Source organism: Paenibacillus sp. JNUCC 35 (assembly GCF_058269095.1).
The window spans coordinates 5303212-5317805 of sequence record NZ_CM177771.1 but is presented as its reverse complement, the minus strand read 5'-3'; the positions used below and the strand labels follow the sequence as shown (position 1 = coordinate 5317805).

The following is a 14594-nucleotide window of genomic DNA, read 5'->3' as shown; positions in this document are numbered from 1 at the left end:
ATGATATGATTCAACCGAAACAGATTGCAGGAATGGACGGGATGAATATGCAAAATACACTGCTGCTTGTGGAAGACGATGCGGAGATCAGCGATATGGTAAGCGATTATTTGACGAAGGAAGGGTTCATTGTCGTGCGCGCCTATGACGGGGAAGAAGCGGTCCGCAAGTTTGCCGGTCAGCCGTTCGATCTGATTCTGCTGGATCTGATGCTGCCGAAACTGGGCGGCATGGACTTCCTGCAGAAGGTGCGGCAGACGAGCCTCGTCCCCGTCCTGATTACGTCCGCCAAGGACGGCGACGTCGATAAGGCGCTCGGTCTCGGTTTCGGCGCGGACGATTATATCGCCAAGCCGTTCTCCATGATCGAGCTGGCCGCCCGGATCAAAGCGGCGATCCGCAGGGCGACGCAGTATGCGGCAGCCGCACCCGTGGAACGGACACCGGCCCCGCCCGAAGTGCTGCGCGTTCGCGAGCTGGTTATCGACCTCGAAAACTTTTCGGTAAGCAAAAACGGGTCGGAGCTTAAGCTGACGTCCAAGGAGTTTCATATATTGAAACTGTTTGCCGTTCATCCCAAACGGGTTTTTACGAAAGCGCAAATTTACAGCTCGGTATGGGAAGACGATTATTACGGGGATGAAAATGTCATCAACGTCCATATGCGCAGACTGAGGGAAAAGATCGAAGACGATCCGTCGAATCCGGTTTATATCAAAACGCTGTGGGGAATCGGCTACAAGCTGGGGGAATTCGGCGAATGACCGGGTGGACGGGACTGCTGCTCGCCCTGCTTGCCGTTTCTCTCGTTCTTCACTTCGTTCAGTACAGAAGCAAAAAAAAGCGGGACGAAAGCCTCGTTTACATAACGACCCGGTTAGACGGGATTTTAAGGGGAGGCGTCCCCCAGGGAAAACTGCTTCATCTGACGGACGACAAGCAGCTGATCGCTCTGCTGAACGGGCTGAACGGGCTTGTGGAAGTCAATCAGCGGATGACGGCCACGTACAATAAAACCGAAGATTCGATGCGCAAAATGCTCGCGAACATTTCTCACGATCTCAAAACGCCCCTCACGGTTGTGCTCGGCTATATGGAAACGCTCATTCAAAATCCGTCCACACCGGCGGAAGAACGGGAACGGCTGCTGGACAAAGTCCATGCGAAAGCCCGGGAAGTTCTCGCTCTGATCAATCAATTTTTCGATCTCGCCCGCCTGGAGTCCGGTGACCGGGACATCCCCCTGAACCGTATCCATCTGAACGAAGTGTGCTCGCAGACGATACTCGCTTTCTATGAACCGCTGACGTCCAAGGGTGTGGAGGTTGTGATCGCGATGCCGGAGACCCCTGTTTACGTGCTGGGGAACGAAGAGGCGCTTGTGCGCATTTTGAACAACCTGATCTCCAACGCCTCCCAATACGGCAGCGACGGGAATATGCTGGGCCTCACTCTGCGCGAGGACGAGGAGCATGCCTATGTCGAGGTGTGGGACCGGGGCAAGGGGATCAGCGAGTTTCATCAGGACCGGGTTTTCGAGCGCATGTATACGCTGGAGGATTCCCGCAACCCTCTTTATCAGGGAAGCGGCCTCGGGCTTACGATCACGAAACGGCTGGTGGAGAAGCTCGGCGGCGTCATTACGCTGACCAGCAAGCCTTACGTGAAAACGTCGTTCACCGTAAAACTCAAAAAAATAGCTTACGGAAGGACGTAAGATTTTTGTAAGAATCGAGTAATAAAAAAGAGAAAATCGGAAGCTAAACTAAGAATCAGAAAGAGGAGATACGAAAGGGGTCAATCCAATGGGCACACTGCTGAAAACGACGCGGCTGACGAAAGTGTTTGACGGCAAAGAAGTGATTTCGGACGTCGATATGACGATCCGGCAGGGGGAAATCTACGGGTTTCTCGGATTGAACGGAGCGGGCAAAACGACCGTGATGAAAATGATGGCGAATCTGATTAAACCGACCGGCGGCGAAATTGAAATTTTCGGTGAAAAACTGACGGAGAACTCTTACGAGATTCTGAAACGGATGGGCAGCATTATCGAGTATCCGGTGTTCTACGACAGGCTGACCGCACTGGAAAATCTGGAGCTCCACTGCGAATACATGGGCTTCTATAATAAAGCCGCCATCGGGGAGGCTCTGGACTTGGTTCAGCTGAAAAATATCGACCGCAAGCCGGTCAAAGACTTCTCGCTCGGCATGAAGCAGCGGCTCGGAATCGCGCGGGCCATCACGACCCGTCCGGAACTGCTGCTGCTCGATGAGCCGATTAACGGACTGGATCCCGTCGGCATCAAGGAACTGAGAAATCTTTTCAAGATGCTGAGCAAGGAATACGGTATCACCCTGCTGATCTCCAGTCACATTCTGGGCGAGATCGAACAAATCGCCGATACGGTCGGCGTCATCAGCGAAGGCAAGCTGATTGAACAGGTGCCGATGGACGAGGTAAGGGGCAGACATACCGAATATATCGAAGTGGTTACGCCGGACCTCAACAAAGCGGTCTATGTGCTGGAAAGCAAGCTCGGTATGAGCAATTACAAAGTCGTCGGCGATACAATAATGCGCATTTACGAACGGGGAGTCTCGCAGGCGGAAATTTCCAAAGTTTTGCTTCTGAACGGAGTTGAAATCGAGGCCTTGAACAAGAAGGCGAGCTCGCTTGAAGACTATTTCCTGCAATCCATTCACGGAGGCGGCGTCCATGCTTAAATTGATGAAACTCGAGCTTAAAAAATATAAAATCGGCGGATACTTCCCGGGCATTCTGATCGCCAACGCTGTGATTCTGCTGCTTATCGGCGGTGTTCATGTGGCGGAACAGGTAGACAACGTCATTGATGCTTATCAGGACTATGCGATGGCGTTCGGTGTCATCATCGGGTTCGTCAAGATCACCTTCGTTATTTTTGCCTCCGCCATTCTGGCCAGGATTGTGATCGGGGAGTATAATGCCAAAACGGTCAACATTCTGTTCACCTACCCGGTCCGCCGGAAAAAGATCATGGCAGCCAAGCTGCTGCTGGTCAGTCTCTGGACCTTCGCCACGGTTTTCCTCTCCGGCTTGTTTGTAACCGGCGTTTTTCTGCTGGCGGACGCTTGGCTGAATATGGTGCCCGAAACGTTAACCGCCCCAATGATCGTGGATCACGTTCTGCGTATGCTGCTGAACGCCGTGTCGGCGGCAGGGATTTGTCTGATTCCGCTGCTGTTCGGCATGATGAAGAAGTCGGTCCCCGCGACGATTATTTCCGCCGTCATCCTGGTGACCATCACCGATTCGAACAACATGGGGTTCTCGCTGAGTGCCGGATATATCCTTCCGCTTGTTTTTGCGGCCGTCGGTGTGCTGAGCGCGTTCTGGTCCATCCGTAAAATAGAAACGTCCGACGTCCTTTAGATGGTCCCGTCTGGAAATAAAGGCAAAGTATTGAACCCTTCCTCCAAGATAGTGTATGATGATCCGGTGAGGAAGGGGGAATAGGAAAATGTTTACTTTAAAGGAAGAAAGCCTGAGAACAAAACGAATTTTATATGCGCTCATGGCAATTGTATTGGCCGTTTCCGCCTTTACGGCGCTTTATTACGGAGACGCTTTTTTACTGGGTACCTACGAGAAAATGGACAATGACGACGTCAAATATATGTATGCGGCCAAGGTGCTTCTCGAGGAAGGGACGCTCGTTTACAAAAGCTATCCGAACCCGACCTTGTTCATTATGCCGGGCTTTCCCGTGATGCTGGCTTTTTTTATGTGGATATTCGGGGATTACGAGAATACGGCGATCGCCGTCAGGCTCTTTCAATGTGTCCTGCAGGCGGCTTCCGTTTATCTGCTGTTCGTTATCGCCCGGCACATGTTCAATTCCCGGGTTGCGCTCGTCGCTTGTATCATCGCCGCTCTTTACCCGCCGAACTACTACACCAGCGGTGTAATCTTGTCGGAAGGGATTTTCCAGATCATCTTCCTGCTGCTGATGTGCATGACCTTGTACGCGCTCAAGAAGCCGTCCGTCGGCAAATACATAGCAATCGGGGCTCTTCTGGCCCTTTGCGCTTATTTTAAGCCTCAATTTATTTTATTTCCGCTTATTATCGGCGTCACTTGGCTGATCCGGCGGGTCCCATTCAAGAAAATGGTTCTGTACACGGCGACAATCGTTTTGACCACCTGCCTGCTGTTAAGTCCCTGGTGGGTCCGGAACTATGTCCATTTCGGCAAGTTTATCCCGTTTACGGATTCGTCGGGTAATCCGATGCTGATGGGGGTGCTTCCGGGCGAGCCTTCTCCGGGATTTTTTAAAGAATATCCGCAATATTCGCCGGACGTCTATGACGACTCTACGGAGAAAGTCGGCCACATTATTTTGTACAGCCTGAAAACGAAGCCGTTCGAAACGATCAAATGGTATTTGTTCGATAAAACGATTCTGGCTTTCGAGCAGACGTTCTACTGGCTGGACTTCTGGGGGATGTCTTACCATTTCGTTCTTGCTCTCCATATTATTTTGTGCGTGCTGGGAGTCGCGGGTTTTATAGCGGCCTTGATCAGGCGAAGATGGGATATTCTCGTGGCGGCGTTAACGGTCGTGTATGTGATCGGGGTACACATTCCGTTCGTCCAGTTCTCAAGATACATGTACCCGATCCTGTTTATCTTTACGATTTTTGCCGCCTACCTGATCGTGGTGCTGATCCAATCGCTGTCGTCCCGGAGGTCTTCTTCCATCACACGGCTGTACCCGCAATAACGGAGTACCGCTTGACCCGTGCCGGAACGGAGATCCGTGAAATGGTTACGAAAGCGGAGAATGTTGTAACTTTAAAAGAACGCCTGAATTTGGTAGCATGGAATAGTCTTCCATTTCATCCAAATCAGGCGAAAGCGGCCGGACTTCTGGAAGGGAGTCCGGTCTTTTTTATTTGTTTTACACGTTAAAGGGACTGGAGAGTGACCGGTGCTATGAAAAAAGGGGCTAAAGCGGCCACGGCCGCGCTGTTGGCTTTCAGTTTATCGGGTGTCTACGCTTCCGCATCTTACGGTGAAGGGAGCACGTTCAAAGACGTTCCCGGCGATTTCTGGGGCAGAGACGTAATCGAATGGGCGGTCGGCGATAAATTCGTCGACGGTTACCCGGACGGGACTTTTAAGCCTGCCCAGGCAGTGGTGCAAAACGAGTTTCTGGCCATGCTGATCCGCGCTTACCGGCCGACGGATTTCAAACCGGACCCGGGCAGTTCCGACTGGGCCTCGCCTTACGTGGACTATGCGAGCCGGCTGGGGTGGCCGGTCGTTCAAACGTCCGTCATCGACCGGAACGCTTCCGCGCGGAAAGCGCTGACAAGAGGCAGGGCGGCCCAGCTTCTCGCAAGCGCATCGGGCAGACATTACAGCGTGGACGATTCCATCCGCTATCTGCTGGATGTGGGGTTGGCCGAAGGCAAAGAAGCGCGCACCCCGGAAGGCTTCGGCAAAGACGATACGCTGAGCCGGGTCGAGGCCGTTACGTTCGTGCAGCGGCTGAAGGTAAACGAGAGCCGTCTGCGGCCCAGCCCCGGCAGTTTGGAGGTTTATGATTTGAGCAAGCTGAATACGGTGGCTTACGCTAACAAGACGTACGGATATTCGTTCAAACTTCCGGCGGAGTGGGAAGGCAAAATCGACATCGAAGAGGACGGCACGTCCGTCCGGTTCATTCATCGTGCGAGCAAAGACGCCGGCGGCCTTCTTTTTTCGGTAAACGCGGGCCTCAAAGAGGATTACGAGCAGACCAACGAACTGATCCGCACCGTCTATCTGGGCGCGAAAGGGGATCGGCACGTATATATCTGCTACCCGTCCGATGTGCAGTACAGTCTGGAAGATGCCAAGTCGAGCGCGGAGTATCACGATCTGTCCGACGGGATCAAGAGCTTGAAACCGACCTTCCAATGGAAGTAGGGCAGGGGCAGGACTCTGATGAGTCCTACAAGGCTGACTTTATACGGACAGCTTTCAGCTCAATAAACAAACAAAAGGACATTTCCCCGTCTTTAGACGGGGGAATGTCCTTTGCCGTTGTTTTAACATGGATAAAGAAGTTCAAATGATGTAAATCCTGTCGGTTCCGAGCCGCCACTTTTTCAGCGTACGCCCGGAATCACTGTTCGATATGGCTCACATTGATTTTGTAAGCCGGCACGGAGCGGTCGCCCTGAAGAATCTTCGTCTCGCCGGCATAGGTGCCCGTAACGACCGCATTGCCGGGCTTCCAGGAGAACTTGCCGGTCAGCAGGACGTACAGGCCGTCCATCTCCGCCACGGCCGTTCCACTGCCGGTCCGGGTAATCGCCAGAGGCAGGCGGACAACCGTTTCCGCCTGCTGCTGCGGGAGCTCGGACGGCTGGATGTCCTTCGCTTCGAGGGAAGGGTCCGGCAACTGCTGCGGAACTTCCGCCAGCGCGTACTGCTTTCCCTGAAGCTTGTAGACCGCTTCAGCGCCGCCACCCGCCCCGGCGGGATTGCGGATGAGCAGCACGCCCGCGCTCTGCAGCTTGTAGCCGTCGGCTTCCACGTCGAGCAGCACGTTCAAGCTGGAGGCGTCCACTTCGTAAGCGGTATAGCGGGCATTGCGGGTGCGGGACTGGCTCTCCAGCATCACGACCGGGAGCTTGCCCGCGCTCAGCCCGTCGGCGAAGGAGACGGCCTTGACGGCCGGCCCGCCGGCGATCTCGCCTTCCGTCGAGACGACCGAGCCGTCGGCCTGCAGGCGCGCGGTTACTAGCGTCCCGCGGTCGGTTACGCCGGCGGCGATCGCTTCGGAGCCCCAGAGTCCCTTGGCTCCGGCGGTCTGCACGAACCGGACGTTGTCCTTCGCCTTCGCCAGAAGGACGCCGGGCTCGGCCGCCATCCACCGGATCTCGGTCTGGCGGATTTCTTTGCCCGTATCCTTGTAGTCCCCGAGCACTTTGTACAGCGCGATCGCGTCCGCAAACTTGCCTGCGGAAGCAAGCTGCTCCGCTTTGGCCGTCTGTTTGCGCAAGGATGATTGAATAAAGGCATTCACTTTGGAGGAAGAGCCGGAGAGCTCTTTCAGATTCTGGAACGTTTTCGCATGAGTCAGAAATCCGGGTACGTCGTTGGCATCCAGCAGCCGGGTCAGCGTGCTCTGCACATAGGTTTCCGCTTTAGGGAGCACCCAGGCTGCCTCCAATTTGCGTTCCGAGTAGAACTGGCGGATCCGGACGATTTCCCCGAGCGCTTCTTCGAAAGAGTTCTGATTGAAAATCGTCTGGAGCCGGGCCGTATCATATTTTTGGAAAAGGGCGTTCAAATCTTTTCGTTTGGTTTTCTCGTCTTTATAGACGGAAGCCGGAAGCTGAAGCAGCAGAGACATGGCGGATTCGCCTTCCTGCGCCGAGGTGCCGTTTCCCTGCTGGAGCAAGGCCGTAAGCGACTTCTTCGCTCCCGCCAAGGCGGCGGCGAACTGCTCGTCCAGCTTGTAGGCGTCCGTCAGCTCGATGAAGCGTTTTTTGGCGGATTCGTCTGCGGCGGCGACTTCCGCTTTCTTGGCCTGATAGGCCGCATAAGCCTGCAGCAGCCGGGCCTGTTCCTGCGAGCCCCCGTTGGTCACGCCGATTTCGGAAGCCAGCGAGGCGAACAGGCGCTTCAATTCGGTAACGGGACGCAGGGCGGACAGGGCAGCGCCAATTTCGTCATTTTTATAATCGAAGGTTGAAATATCCCGGGCCTGCATGTAGAGGTTCTCCGCTTCGATATCGCGGCCTGCGGTTTGTTCGGCGGCGGCCCGGGCGTACAGGTCGGTCTTGTGCCAGACGCTGTAACCTTTGTATCCCGCCAGGCCCAGCATGAGGACCAGCAAGAGAATGGCTCCGTTTCTGTAACGGATGGACCGGTGGTACGTAGAACCTAGCATAACGTGCAGTCCTTTCATAGGAAGCCCTCGAACTCGGGATCGTCCCCGTATTTACGGGCGGCCGTTTCAAGTACTTTCTGCCGCAGCTCGGGAGCCCGGTCCGGGTTCTCCTTCATCAGCCGGCACAGCCGCAGGAACCGTTCGCGGGGCAGCTCGTCCACGAAATCGTAAAGGAGGGAAGCGTACTCGAATGCGTACTCCTTCACGCGCAGCGCGGCTGCGGCAACCAGGGCGAGCGTCGCCGGCCCTTCCAGCATCCCGCCGATCTGGACGCGGTATTTCTGCACATAATCGAGGGTGTCGCGCTGCACCAGGCCCGGATTGACTTTGGCCGCTTCGTACAGGTAAGCGATGAAGCCGGGCTCGAACTCATCGGGGATGAGCGCGCCCAGTTCCAGCTCCATATCGCTGCGCAGAATAAACCGGTTCAGGCAGTACACCTTGAGGTTGCGGATATGGCTGCCGGTTATGAGGGTTCCGATTTCCCTCAGCTTCTCGTAGGCGGACTTGAAATCCCCGTCCTCCATATCGGAAGCGGCGTCGTCGACGTCCAGCAGGATGCCTTTGCGGATCCCCCGGTTTTCGCCGATCAGCAGCTTGCGCAGCGTGGCGTTCATCAGCGCCTCGGCGTATCTTCTGCGCAGGAGCGCGTAGACGGCGATGAGCACAACTCCCGCTCCGGCCGCCAGGGCCATCTCCTGGAAAGTGCGGGCGAGGTAAAAGGCGGCGCAGGCGATCGCGGCCAGAATGAGGGCATCCCGCTGGATATTGCGTCTGAGCACGGAGGAGACGATGTCCCCGATGGACAGGAATTTCCGCTCGGCTCCGCATGAGAGGCAGTTATCATGCCAGAGCACGGAATAAGTGCCGCAACGCGTGCACTGTTTTAATCGTTCATAAGTATGTACGGTTTGACGGGCTTTACGGAGCTCTACCGGAATTTTGCCGCTCATGAGGGGTCACCTTCGTTCAGTTCGGTCATAAATTCCCGGTCGATGCTCTCTGTAGTCAAGGCCGCGCGTTTCGCGGAGATCCACGTGAGCCAGCGGATTAGGACGAAGAGGACCAGGAGGGCAAGAACAATCATCGTCAGCATAACATTCTCCTATCGGACAATTTCATAAATTTGCCGGATTTTTAGGTTCCGGACCCCCGTAAAAGTGGAATTAGCTTCTTGAAAAAGTTAAGATGTGAATGAGATGTTCAAACATTCTACCACCTTTTACATTTTACTACAAAAGAAGCGCGGACGGCTCTCAACGCCTGCCGCCGTGCGTAAACTTACAAGCTTTGGAGGAAACGATCCCGTGATGAAATTACAACGATACGCTTATATGGCTCTGGCATTGCTGCTGCTTGTCATGGCAGTGCCGGGCGGAGTCTTCGCGGCGGACGCCGCTACCGATACGAAGATCGACGCCGTTCTCGCTGCGGACGTCAGCACTTCTATGAACGAAAGCGACGTCCATAAAGTCAGCTACGAAGCGATGAAAATGTTTGTGGACATGGCTTCCGTGCAGGGAGACAAGATCGGCGTGGTCGCTTACACGGACCAGATTTTGAGAGAGAAGGCGCTGCTCAAGATCAATAGTGCCGGCGACAAGAAAGATTTGAAGACCTTTATCGACCAGCTGACGCGCGGGCCATATACGGACGTGGCGGTGGGACTGAGCGAAGCGGTGAAGGTGCTGGAATCCGGCGCGGAACAGGGCCATGTGCCCCTGATTGTGCTGCTGACGGACGGCAACAACTCTCTGAATCCCGGCAAATCGCAGGCGGATTCGGACAAAGTGCTCGGCGAAGCCGTGCAGAAAGCCAAAGACAAGGGCATCCCGGTTTACACCATCGGGCTGAACGCGGACGGCAAGCTGAACAAAGACAAGCTGGAGTCGGTCTCCAAGGAAACGGGCGGCAAGCTGTTCGTCACCAGCTCGGCGGAAGATCTGCCGAAAATTTTGAGCGAAATTTATGCGAGTCATCTGAAGTTGAAAGTCGTTCCGCTGAACGGCTTTACGGCAAACGGCCAGTTTCAGGATGTCAAAGTGACGATTCCGAACGGAAGCGTCCTGGAAGCGAACATCTCCATTATGTCGGGCAAACCGGTGGAAGCCAAGCTTCTCGATCCCAAAGGCAAGGAGCAAAACATTCCGTCCGATAAAATCGTCTATACTTCGTCAAACGCCTATTCGCTGATCAAAATATTGAATCCCGCGCAGGGCGACTGGACGCTTAAGATAAAAGGGGTTCCGAAGGAAAAAATCGATATCAACCTCGTGTATAACTACGATGTGCAGGTCGTGCTGGACGCGCAGCTCCCCAAAACGGCTAAAGCCGGCGACAGCATCGCCGTCAAGGCTCACCTGGAGTCGGGAGGCCAGAAGGCGGCCGACGCCGAGCTGTACAAGAATGCCAAGGCTTCGCTGGTCGTCACCGACCTGGACACGAAGCAGACGTCCGAAGCGCCTTTGACGCTTACCGACAAAGGCATCGAAGGCAGCTGGAAGGTCGCGGATTCCCACGCTTACGAGGTGAAGGTAAAGGTGGAAAGCGCCAACTTCACGCGTGAATCCGCACCCGCCTCTGTTTCCGCCAAAAGCGGCGGCGCCTCCTCTTCGGGAGAGTCGTCCGGCGATAAAGGCGTCAATTGGGTGAAAACCGGCTCGTGGATCGCCGGAGTGGTTGTCCTGCTGGCGGCCGCCTTGTTCGGACTCGCTTTTTGGAAGAAAGCGAACAAGGGCTTTTTCGGGCAACTGGTCGTGGAGATCAAGGACGAAGAGACCGGCGAGCGGACGAACCCGCAGTACAAGAAGCTCAGCGGCTTCAAGGGCAAGGTTCAGCTCCACCAGTTGCTCTCGCTCGCGCCGGAATTTGCGGAAACCAAAGGCATCGTCTTCAAGCCGGGTCCGAACGACACGCTTCTTCTGTTTAACGAGTCCGCTTGCACCATCGAGAAAGGCGGCCGGGTGTTCGACGCCGCGAAAGGCAAAGAGCTCAAGAAAAACGACCGTATCCGCGTGACGGTTCCGAATATCCAGAAGTCCGTTTCGCTGGAATATCTGAAATAAGAAACTAAATAAGCCAATGCTAGAAATCCAATAAAAACATGCACACTTGGGGGGCCTTTTGATATGAAAGCAACAGTCAGGGAACATATCCAGCAGCTCGACGTTTCTCTCGGCGGCGGGATTATCAGCGATAAAATCCGCGTCGACACGATCGACAACCCGATGCTCGTCATCGGCCTCGGCGGTACGGGCATCGATGCGCTGCTGCGCCTGAAATACCAGATCAACCGGCGATTCAAGCTGCCGGAAGATCCTTTTACGAAGAAAAAGAAAGAGAAGCCGAACAACGTCGAATTTCTCGCGATTGAAACGAACGAGCATGACCGCAACAAGAAATACAAGGGCATCGGGCTCGATCCGCTGACGGAATTCGTGCTCCTGTCCAATGCCGAGATCGGCAGCGTGCTGCAGAACCGCAGCATCCTGGAGCCGTACATCAAGGAATGGCTGTCGCCGGAGCTGACGATCACCGACGGCATCAACGGCGCTTCGGGCGTCCGTCAGGCGGGCCGTCTGCTTCTGTTCACGAAGATCGTGCAGGTCGTGCAGACGCTGGAGCGCAAGATCAAAACCTTGTCCATCGGCACGAACAAAAAGCTGATGGTGTTCATTCTGACCGGCCTGTCCGGCGGTACGGGAAGCGGCTGCTTCCTCGACATTTCGTACATTGTCCGGGGCATTCTGGAGCGCGATTACGGCTCCGCGGGCGTGGACAAGATCAGTCTGCTCGGGTATCTGTTCACGCCGGACGTGAACCTGGCGAACAAGAGCCTGACCGAGCATTCGCGCGAGTATATCAAGAAGAACGGCTACGCGGCGCTCAAAGAACTCGACTACTGGATGAACGTCGACGAGCGTACGGAACGCTTCAAGCAGCAGTACGCGAATATCCTGACGGTCAATTCGCCGATGCCGCCTTTCAACTTGGCGCACCTCATTTCGGCGACCAATCTGGAAGGCAAGCTGCTGGAAAACGCATACGACTACTGCATGAACGTAACGGCGGAGAATATCACGAACTTCATGGCAAGCGAGGACAAGCAGTCCGGCGAAGAATTTGCCATTCACGACTATATCAGCAACATCCGCACGAACATCAACCAGATGCCGAAGGCGTACGCCGCCAACTACCAGTACAACATTCTGGGGGCTTCTTCGGCGGTGCTGCCGATCGAGGAAATGACCACCTATCTGGCGTACAAAGTCTTCAAGCGGATGGAAAAAATGTTCGACGCCGGCCCTTCGCAGGAAGAGGTCGAGAAGCTTGCGCACAAGCTGGGCCTTGATCCCGATTCGCTGCACCGCGAGTTCGACAAACGGGTGCCGGAGCCGATCCCGGGCTACCAGAACAGCGAGCGGCTCAGCTATTCGAACGTGATCAAGCAGCAGGTCGTGAACATCGACACCGAGCTGGAGCAGAGCTTCTTGTCCCGGGCGCGCGAAGAATACATCAAATCCCGCAAGCAGCTGCCGGGGCAGGTGAAGGAAGCCTTCTCCGAGCAGGTGACGAAAATATTCCGCAATCCGGAGCAGGGGCCGTTTTACGTGTCCCGGATTATTTTGCAGGACAAAGGTTTCTGTCTGCTGAAGCTCATTTCTTCCTATATCGAATCGCTTAAGGAAAGCTTGTACCGCATTCCGCGGGACATCCAGGCGGCCGAGGAAAATTCCGAGCAGAAAATGACCGAAGCGCGCAGCGCGTTCATTTCCAAGGACCGGAAGAAAGACGCTTACATCGAAGCGAAAATTCAGGAGTATCTTCTGCACGCCGACCGTGAGCGGATGGAGCAGATGATCGAGTTTTACGAAGATCTGTACAATCTGATCAACCAGGAAAACTCCCGCATTTATCTTGTATTTACGGAACTTCTTTCCGAACTCAACAAAATTTTCGAGAAAAACGGCGATATCCTCACAAGAGGCGACGAGGAAATCGACCACAAAGGCAACCGCACGTACTACTGGAACGTGGTCAGCGTTCCGGACATCGCGAAGCTGATCGGCCAGGTGACGGAAGACCGCAATGCGGACGAGCTGATCCGCGATTTCACGAACGAGCTGCTGGAGAAGTCCAACCAGTGGATCAAGGAACAGGAGGTCGATGTCATCGGCTCCGTTTCCGAGTTCCTGACGGATCACTTCGGCGAGCTGATTACGAAGTCGATGGAAGAGTATCTCGTCATCAAGTACGGCCACGAAGATTCCATCGAAAAGCTGGTGGAAGGCCGCATCGCAAGCCGCTTGTACGAGGAAGCGAAGCCGGTGTTCCATCTGACGAACAGCTCGGGTCATTTCAACTTCCCGTCTTGGGGATTCGTCTCGGTTCCGGTCCAGGCTCCGAACATTTTTAAGGGCATCCGCAACTTCCAGGACAACGCGATTGCGAACTCGCGCTTTACGATTAAAGAGAGCGAAGTGAAGAACCGGATTTTTTGGCTCAATACCCAGAACGGAATTCCGCTCTTCCTGTATACGCCGCTTAAGGTTTACGAAGAAAGCTATGAGAGAACCATTCTCGAGCCGGAAGGCATCGGACGACACCTCGTGCAGACGGACCGCGTGAACTGGACGTATCTGCCGTCTCCGATTCCCGAGAAATCCTGGGGCGAGACGTATGAGAACGGACGCGTCAAGTCCTACAACGCGAGTGTCCGCAGCTTGTTCGACCGTGCCGTGGATTACCGCTCCGTCCGCCTGAAGGGCGAAGACAGCGGAACGATCAACCGCTACGAATGCGTGCTGACGAAGCCGTTCGATGTCGAAGCGTTCCTCTCGGCTTACAATCTCCAGCTGAATTCTCAGCGTCCGAACTTTGGCGAGCTGCAGCGCTGCGTCAACGATCTGAAGGCCCTTCTTCAGACGGGTTTGGAGGCGGACCGCAGCAAAGATATCTTCGGCAGCGTCAACGAAGAGCTGGCGAAGGAAAATCTCATCCGCTCCCCCGAACTGCTCAAGCAGGTAAGGGAAGAGGTGCGAAAGTACGATAGCATCGTCCGCAAAATCGGTGAGCTGGAGCAGGCCCTCAGCGCCCACCAGGACGAGGAAAAATTCGTCGCACAGTATATCGAAGCGATGTACACGTCGACGATCGCCAAGAAGGGCGCTCTGTATGTCTACGACCACGATGCGGACGAAGATCCTTGGGAGCCGTTCGTGAATCTCATGCAGACGAACAAATTCGTCGAATACGAGATTTACAGCAAAATGCGCGCCCTCGACGCCAAGCGGCTCAGCCTGCTGCAGCGCAAATCATCCAGACGCAGCCAGGAGATGATCGCTTCCGAAGATATCTCGGGACTGGTGGAGACGCTGCGAGGCATGGCGGCCTCTTATCAGGAGGCCAAATCGGCGCTCGATTACGACCGTTCCGAATATGCGGCCGGGGAAGACATGTACCAGTTCTACAAGCTGGTGGCGGGCAAAGTAAACGACATGGTGAAAAGCTTGAAGTAGCGCAGTGAAGATTAGTATCTGGCAGAGACAAAGCAGCGGAAATTTAGCCGGAAACATCACGTGAAAAGCAGCAGGGAAATTAGCGGGAAATACACTGCAATTATCGTGGAAGTACCGCGATGTACCGTAAGTACTGTGAAGTA

The 14594-nt window shown here is 54.8% G+C and carries 12 protein-coding genes; 9 read left to right on the top strand and 3 right to left on the bottom strand.

From position 1 onward, the window contains the following. The first annotated feature begins 41 nt into the window (after positions 1-41). The 7 genes from AC2TF6_RS24015 (at position 42) to AC2TF6_RS23985 (ending at position 5958) form a co-directional block, all read left to right on the top strand. On the top strand, positions 42-764 hold the full coding sequence (locus AC2TF6_RS24015; protein WP_491308825.1) for a response regulator transcription factor: 723 nt from the start codon (positions 42-44) through the stop codon (positions 762-764). Beyond that, on the top strand, positions 761-1717 hold the full coding sequence (locus AC2TF6_RS24010; RefSeq protein ID WP_491308824.1) for a sensor histidine kinase: 957 nt from the start codon (positions 761-763) through the stop codon (positions 1715-1717). Before AC2TF6_RS24015 ends, AC2TF6_RS24010 begins: the two co-directional genes overlap by 4 nt. 88 nt (positions 1718-1805) lie before the next feature. Beyond that, complete coding sequence (locus AC2TF6_RS24005; RefSeq protein ID WP_491308823.1) at positions 1806-2729, top strand: ABC transporter ATP-binding protein; 924 nt, start codon at positions 1806-1808, stop codon at positions 2727-2729. Then, entirely contained in the window at positions 2722-3417 is a 696-nt protein-coding gene (locus AC2TF6_RS24000) for an ABC transporter permease (RefSeq protein WP_491308822.1), read from the top strand. The genes AC2TF6_RS24005 and AC2TF6_RS24000 overlap by 8 nt, the downstream gene beginning before the upstream one ends. An 88-nt stretch (positions 3418-3505) precedes the next feature. Beyond that, the gene (locus tag AC2TF6_RS23995) at positions 3506-4768 is read left to right on the top strand and encodes an ArnT family glycosyltransferase (protein WP_491308821.1); all 1263 of its coding nucleotides are present in this window, start codon (positions 3506-3508) and stop codon (positions 4766-4768) included. Positions 4769-4809: 41 nt separating this feature from the next. Further along, on the top strand, positions 4810-4956 hold the full coding sequence (locus tag AC2TF6_RS23990) for a hypothetical protein (RefSeq protein ID WP_491308820.1): 147 nt from the start codon (positions 4810-4812) through the stop codon (positions 4954-4956). 24 nt (positions 4957-4980) lie between these two features. Continuing rightward, the gene (locus AC2TF6_RS23985) at positions 4981-5958 is read left to right on the top strand and encodes an S-layer homology domain-containing protein (RefSeq protein ID WP_491308819.1); all 978 of its coding nucleotides are present in this window, start codon (positions 4981-4983) and stop codon (positions 5956-5958) included. Between the two features lie 199 nt (positions 5959-6157). Here the strand turns inward: AC2TF6_RS23985 and AC2TF6_RS23980 are convergent, their stop codons facing one another. The 3 genes from AC2TF6_RS23980 to AC2TF6_RS23970 are packed head-to-tail and all read right to left on the bottom strand — an operon-like array spanning position 6158 to position 9029. Then, positions 6158-7951 (bottom strand): hypothetical protein, encoded by a 1794-nt coding sequence (locus tag AC2TF6_RS23980; protein WP_491308818.1) that lies wholly within the window; start codon positions 7949-7951, stop codon positions 6158-6160. Continuing rightward, a complete protein-coding gene (locus AC2TF6_RS23975; protein WP_491308817.1) occupies positions 7948-8886 on the bottom strand; it encodes a hypothetical protein in 939 nt (312 codons plus the stop codon). The genes AC2TF6_RS23980 and AC2TF6_RS23975 overlap by 4 nt, the downstream gene beginning before the upstream one ends. Next, complete coding sequence (locus tag AC2TF6_RS23970) at positions 8883-9029, bottom strand: hypothetical protein (RefSeq protein ID WP_491308816.1); 147 nt, start codon at positions 9027-9029, stop codon at positions 8883-8885. The genes AC2TF6_RS23975 and AC2TF6_RS23970 overlap by 4 nt, the downstream gene beginning before the upstream one ends. 214 nt (positions 9030-9243) lie before the next feature. Here AC2TF6_RS23970 and AC2TF6_RS23965 point away from each other — a divergent pair, with 214 nt between their 5' ends. Both AC2TF6_RS23965 and AC2TF6_RS23960 read left to right on the top strand, forming a co-directional pair. After that, a complete protein-coding gene (locus AC2TF6_RS23965) occupies positions 9244-10998 on the top strand; it encodes a vWA domain-containing protein (protein WP_491308815.1) in 1755 nt (584 codons plus the stop codon). A 63-nt stretch (positions 10999-11061) separates the two neighbouring features. After that, complete coding sequence (locus AC2TF6_RS23960) at positions 11062-14451, top strand: tubulin-like doman-containing protein (RefSeq protein WP_491308814.1); 3390 nt, start codon at positions 11062-11064, stop codon at positions 14449-14451. The last annotated feature ends 143 nt before the right edge of the window (positions 14452-14594 follow it).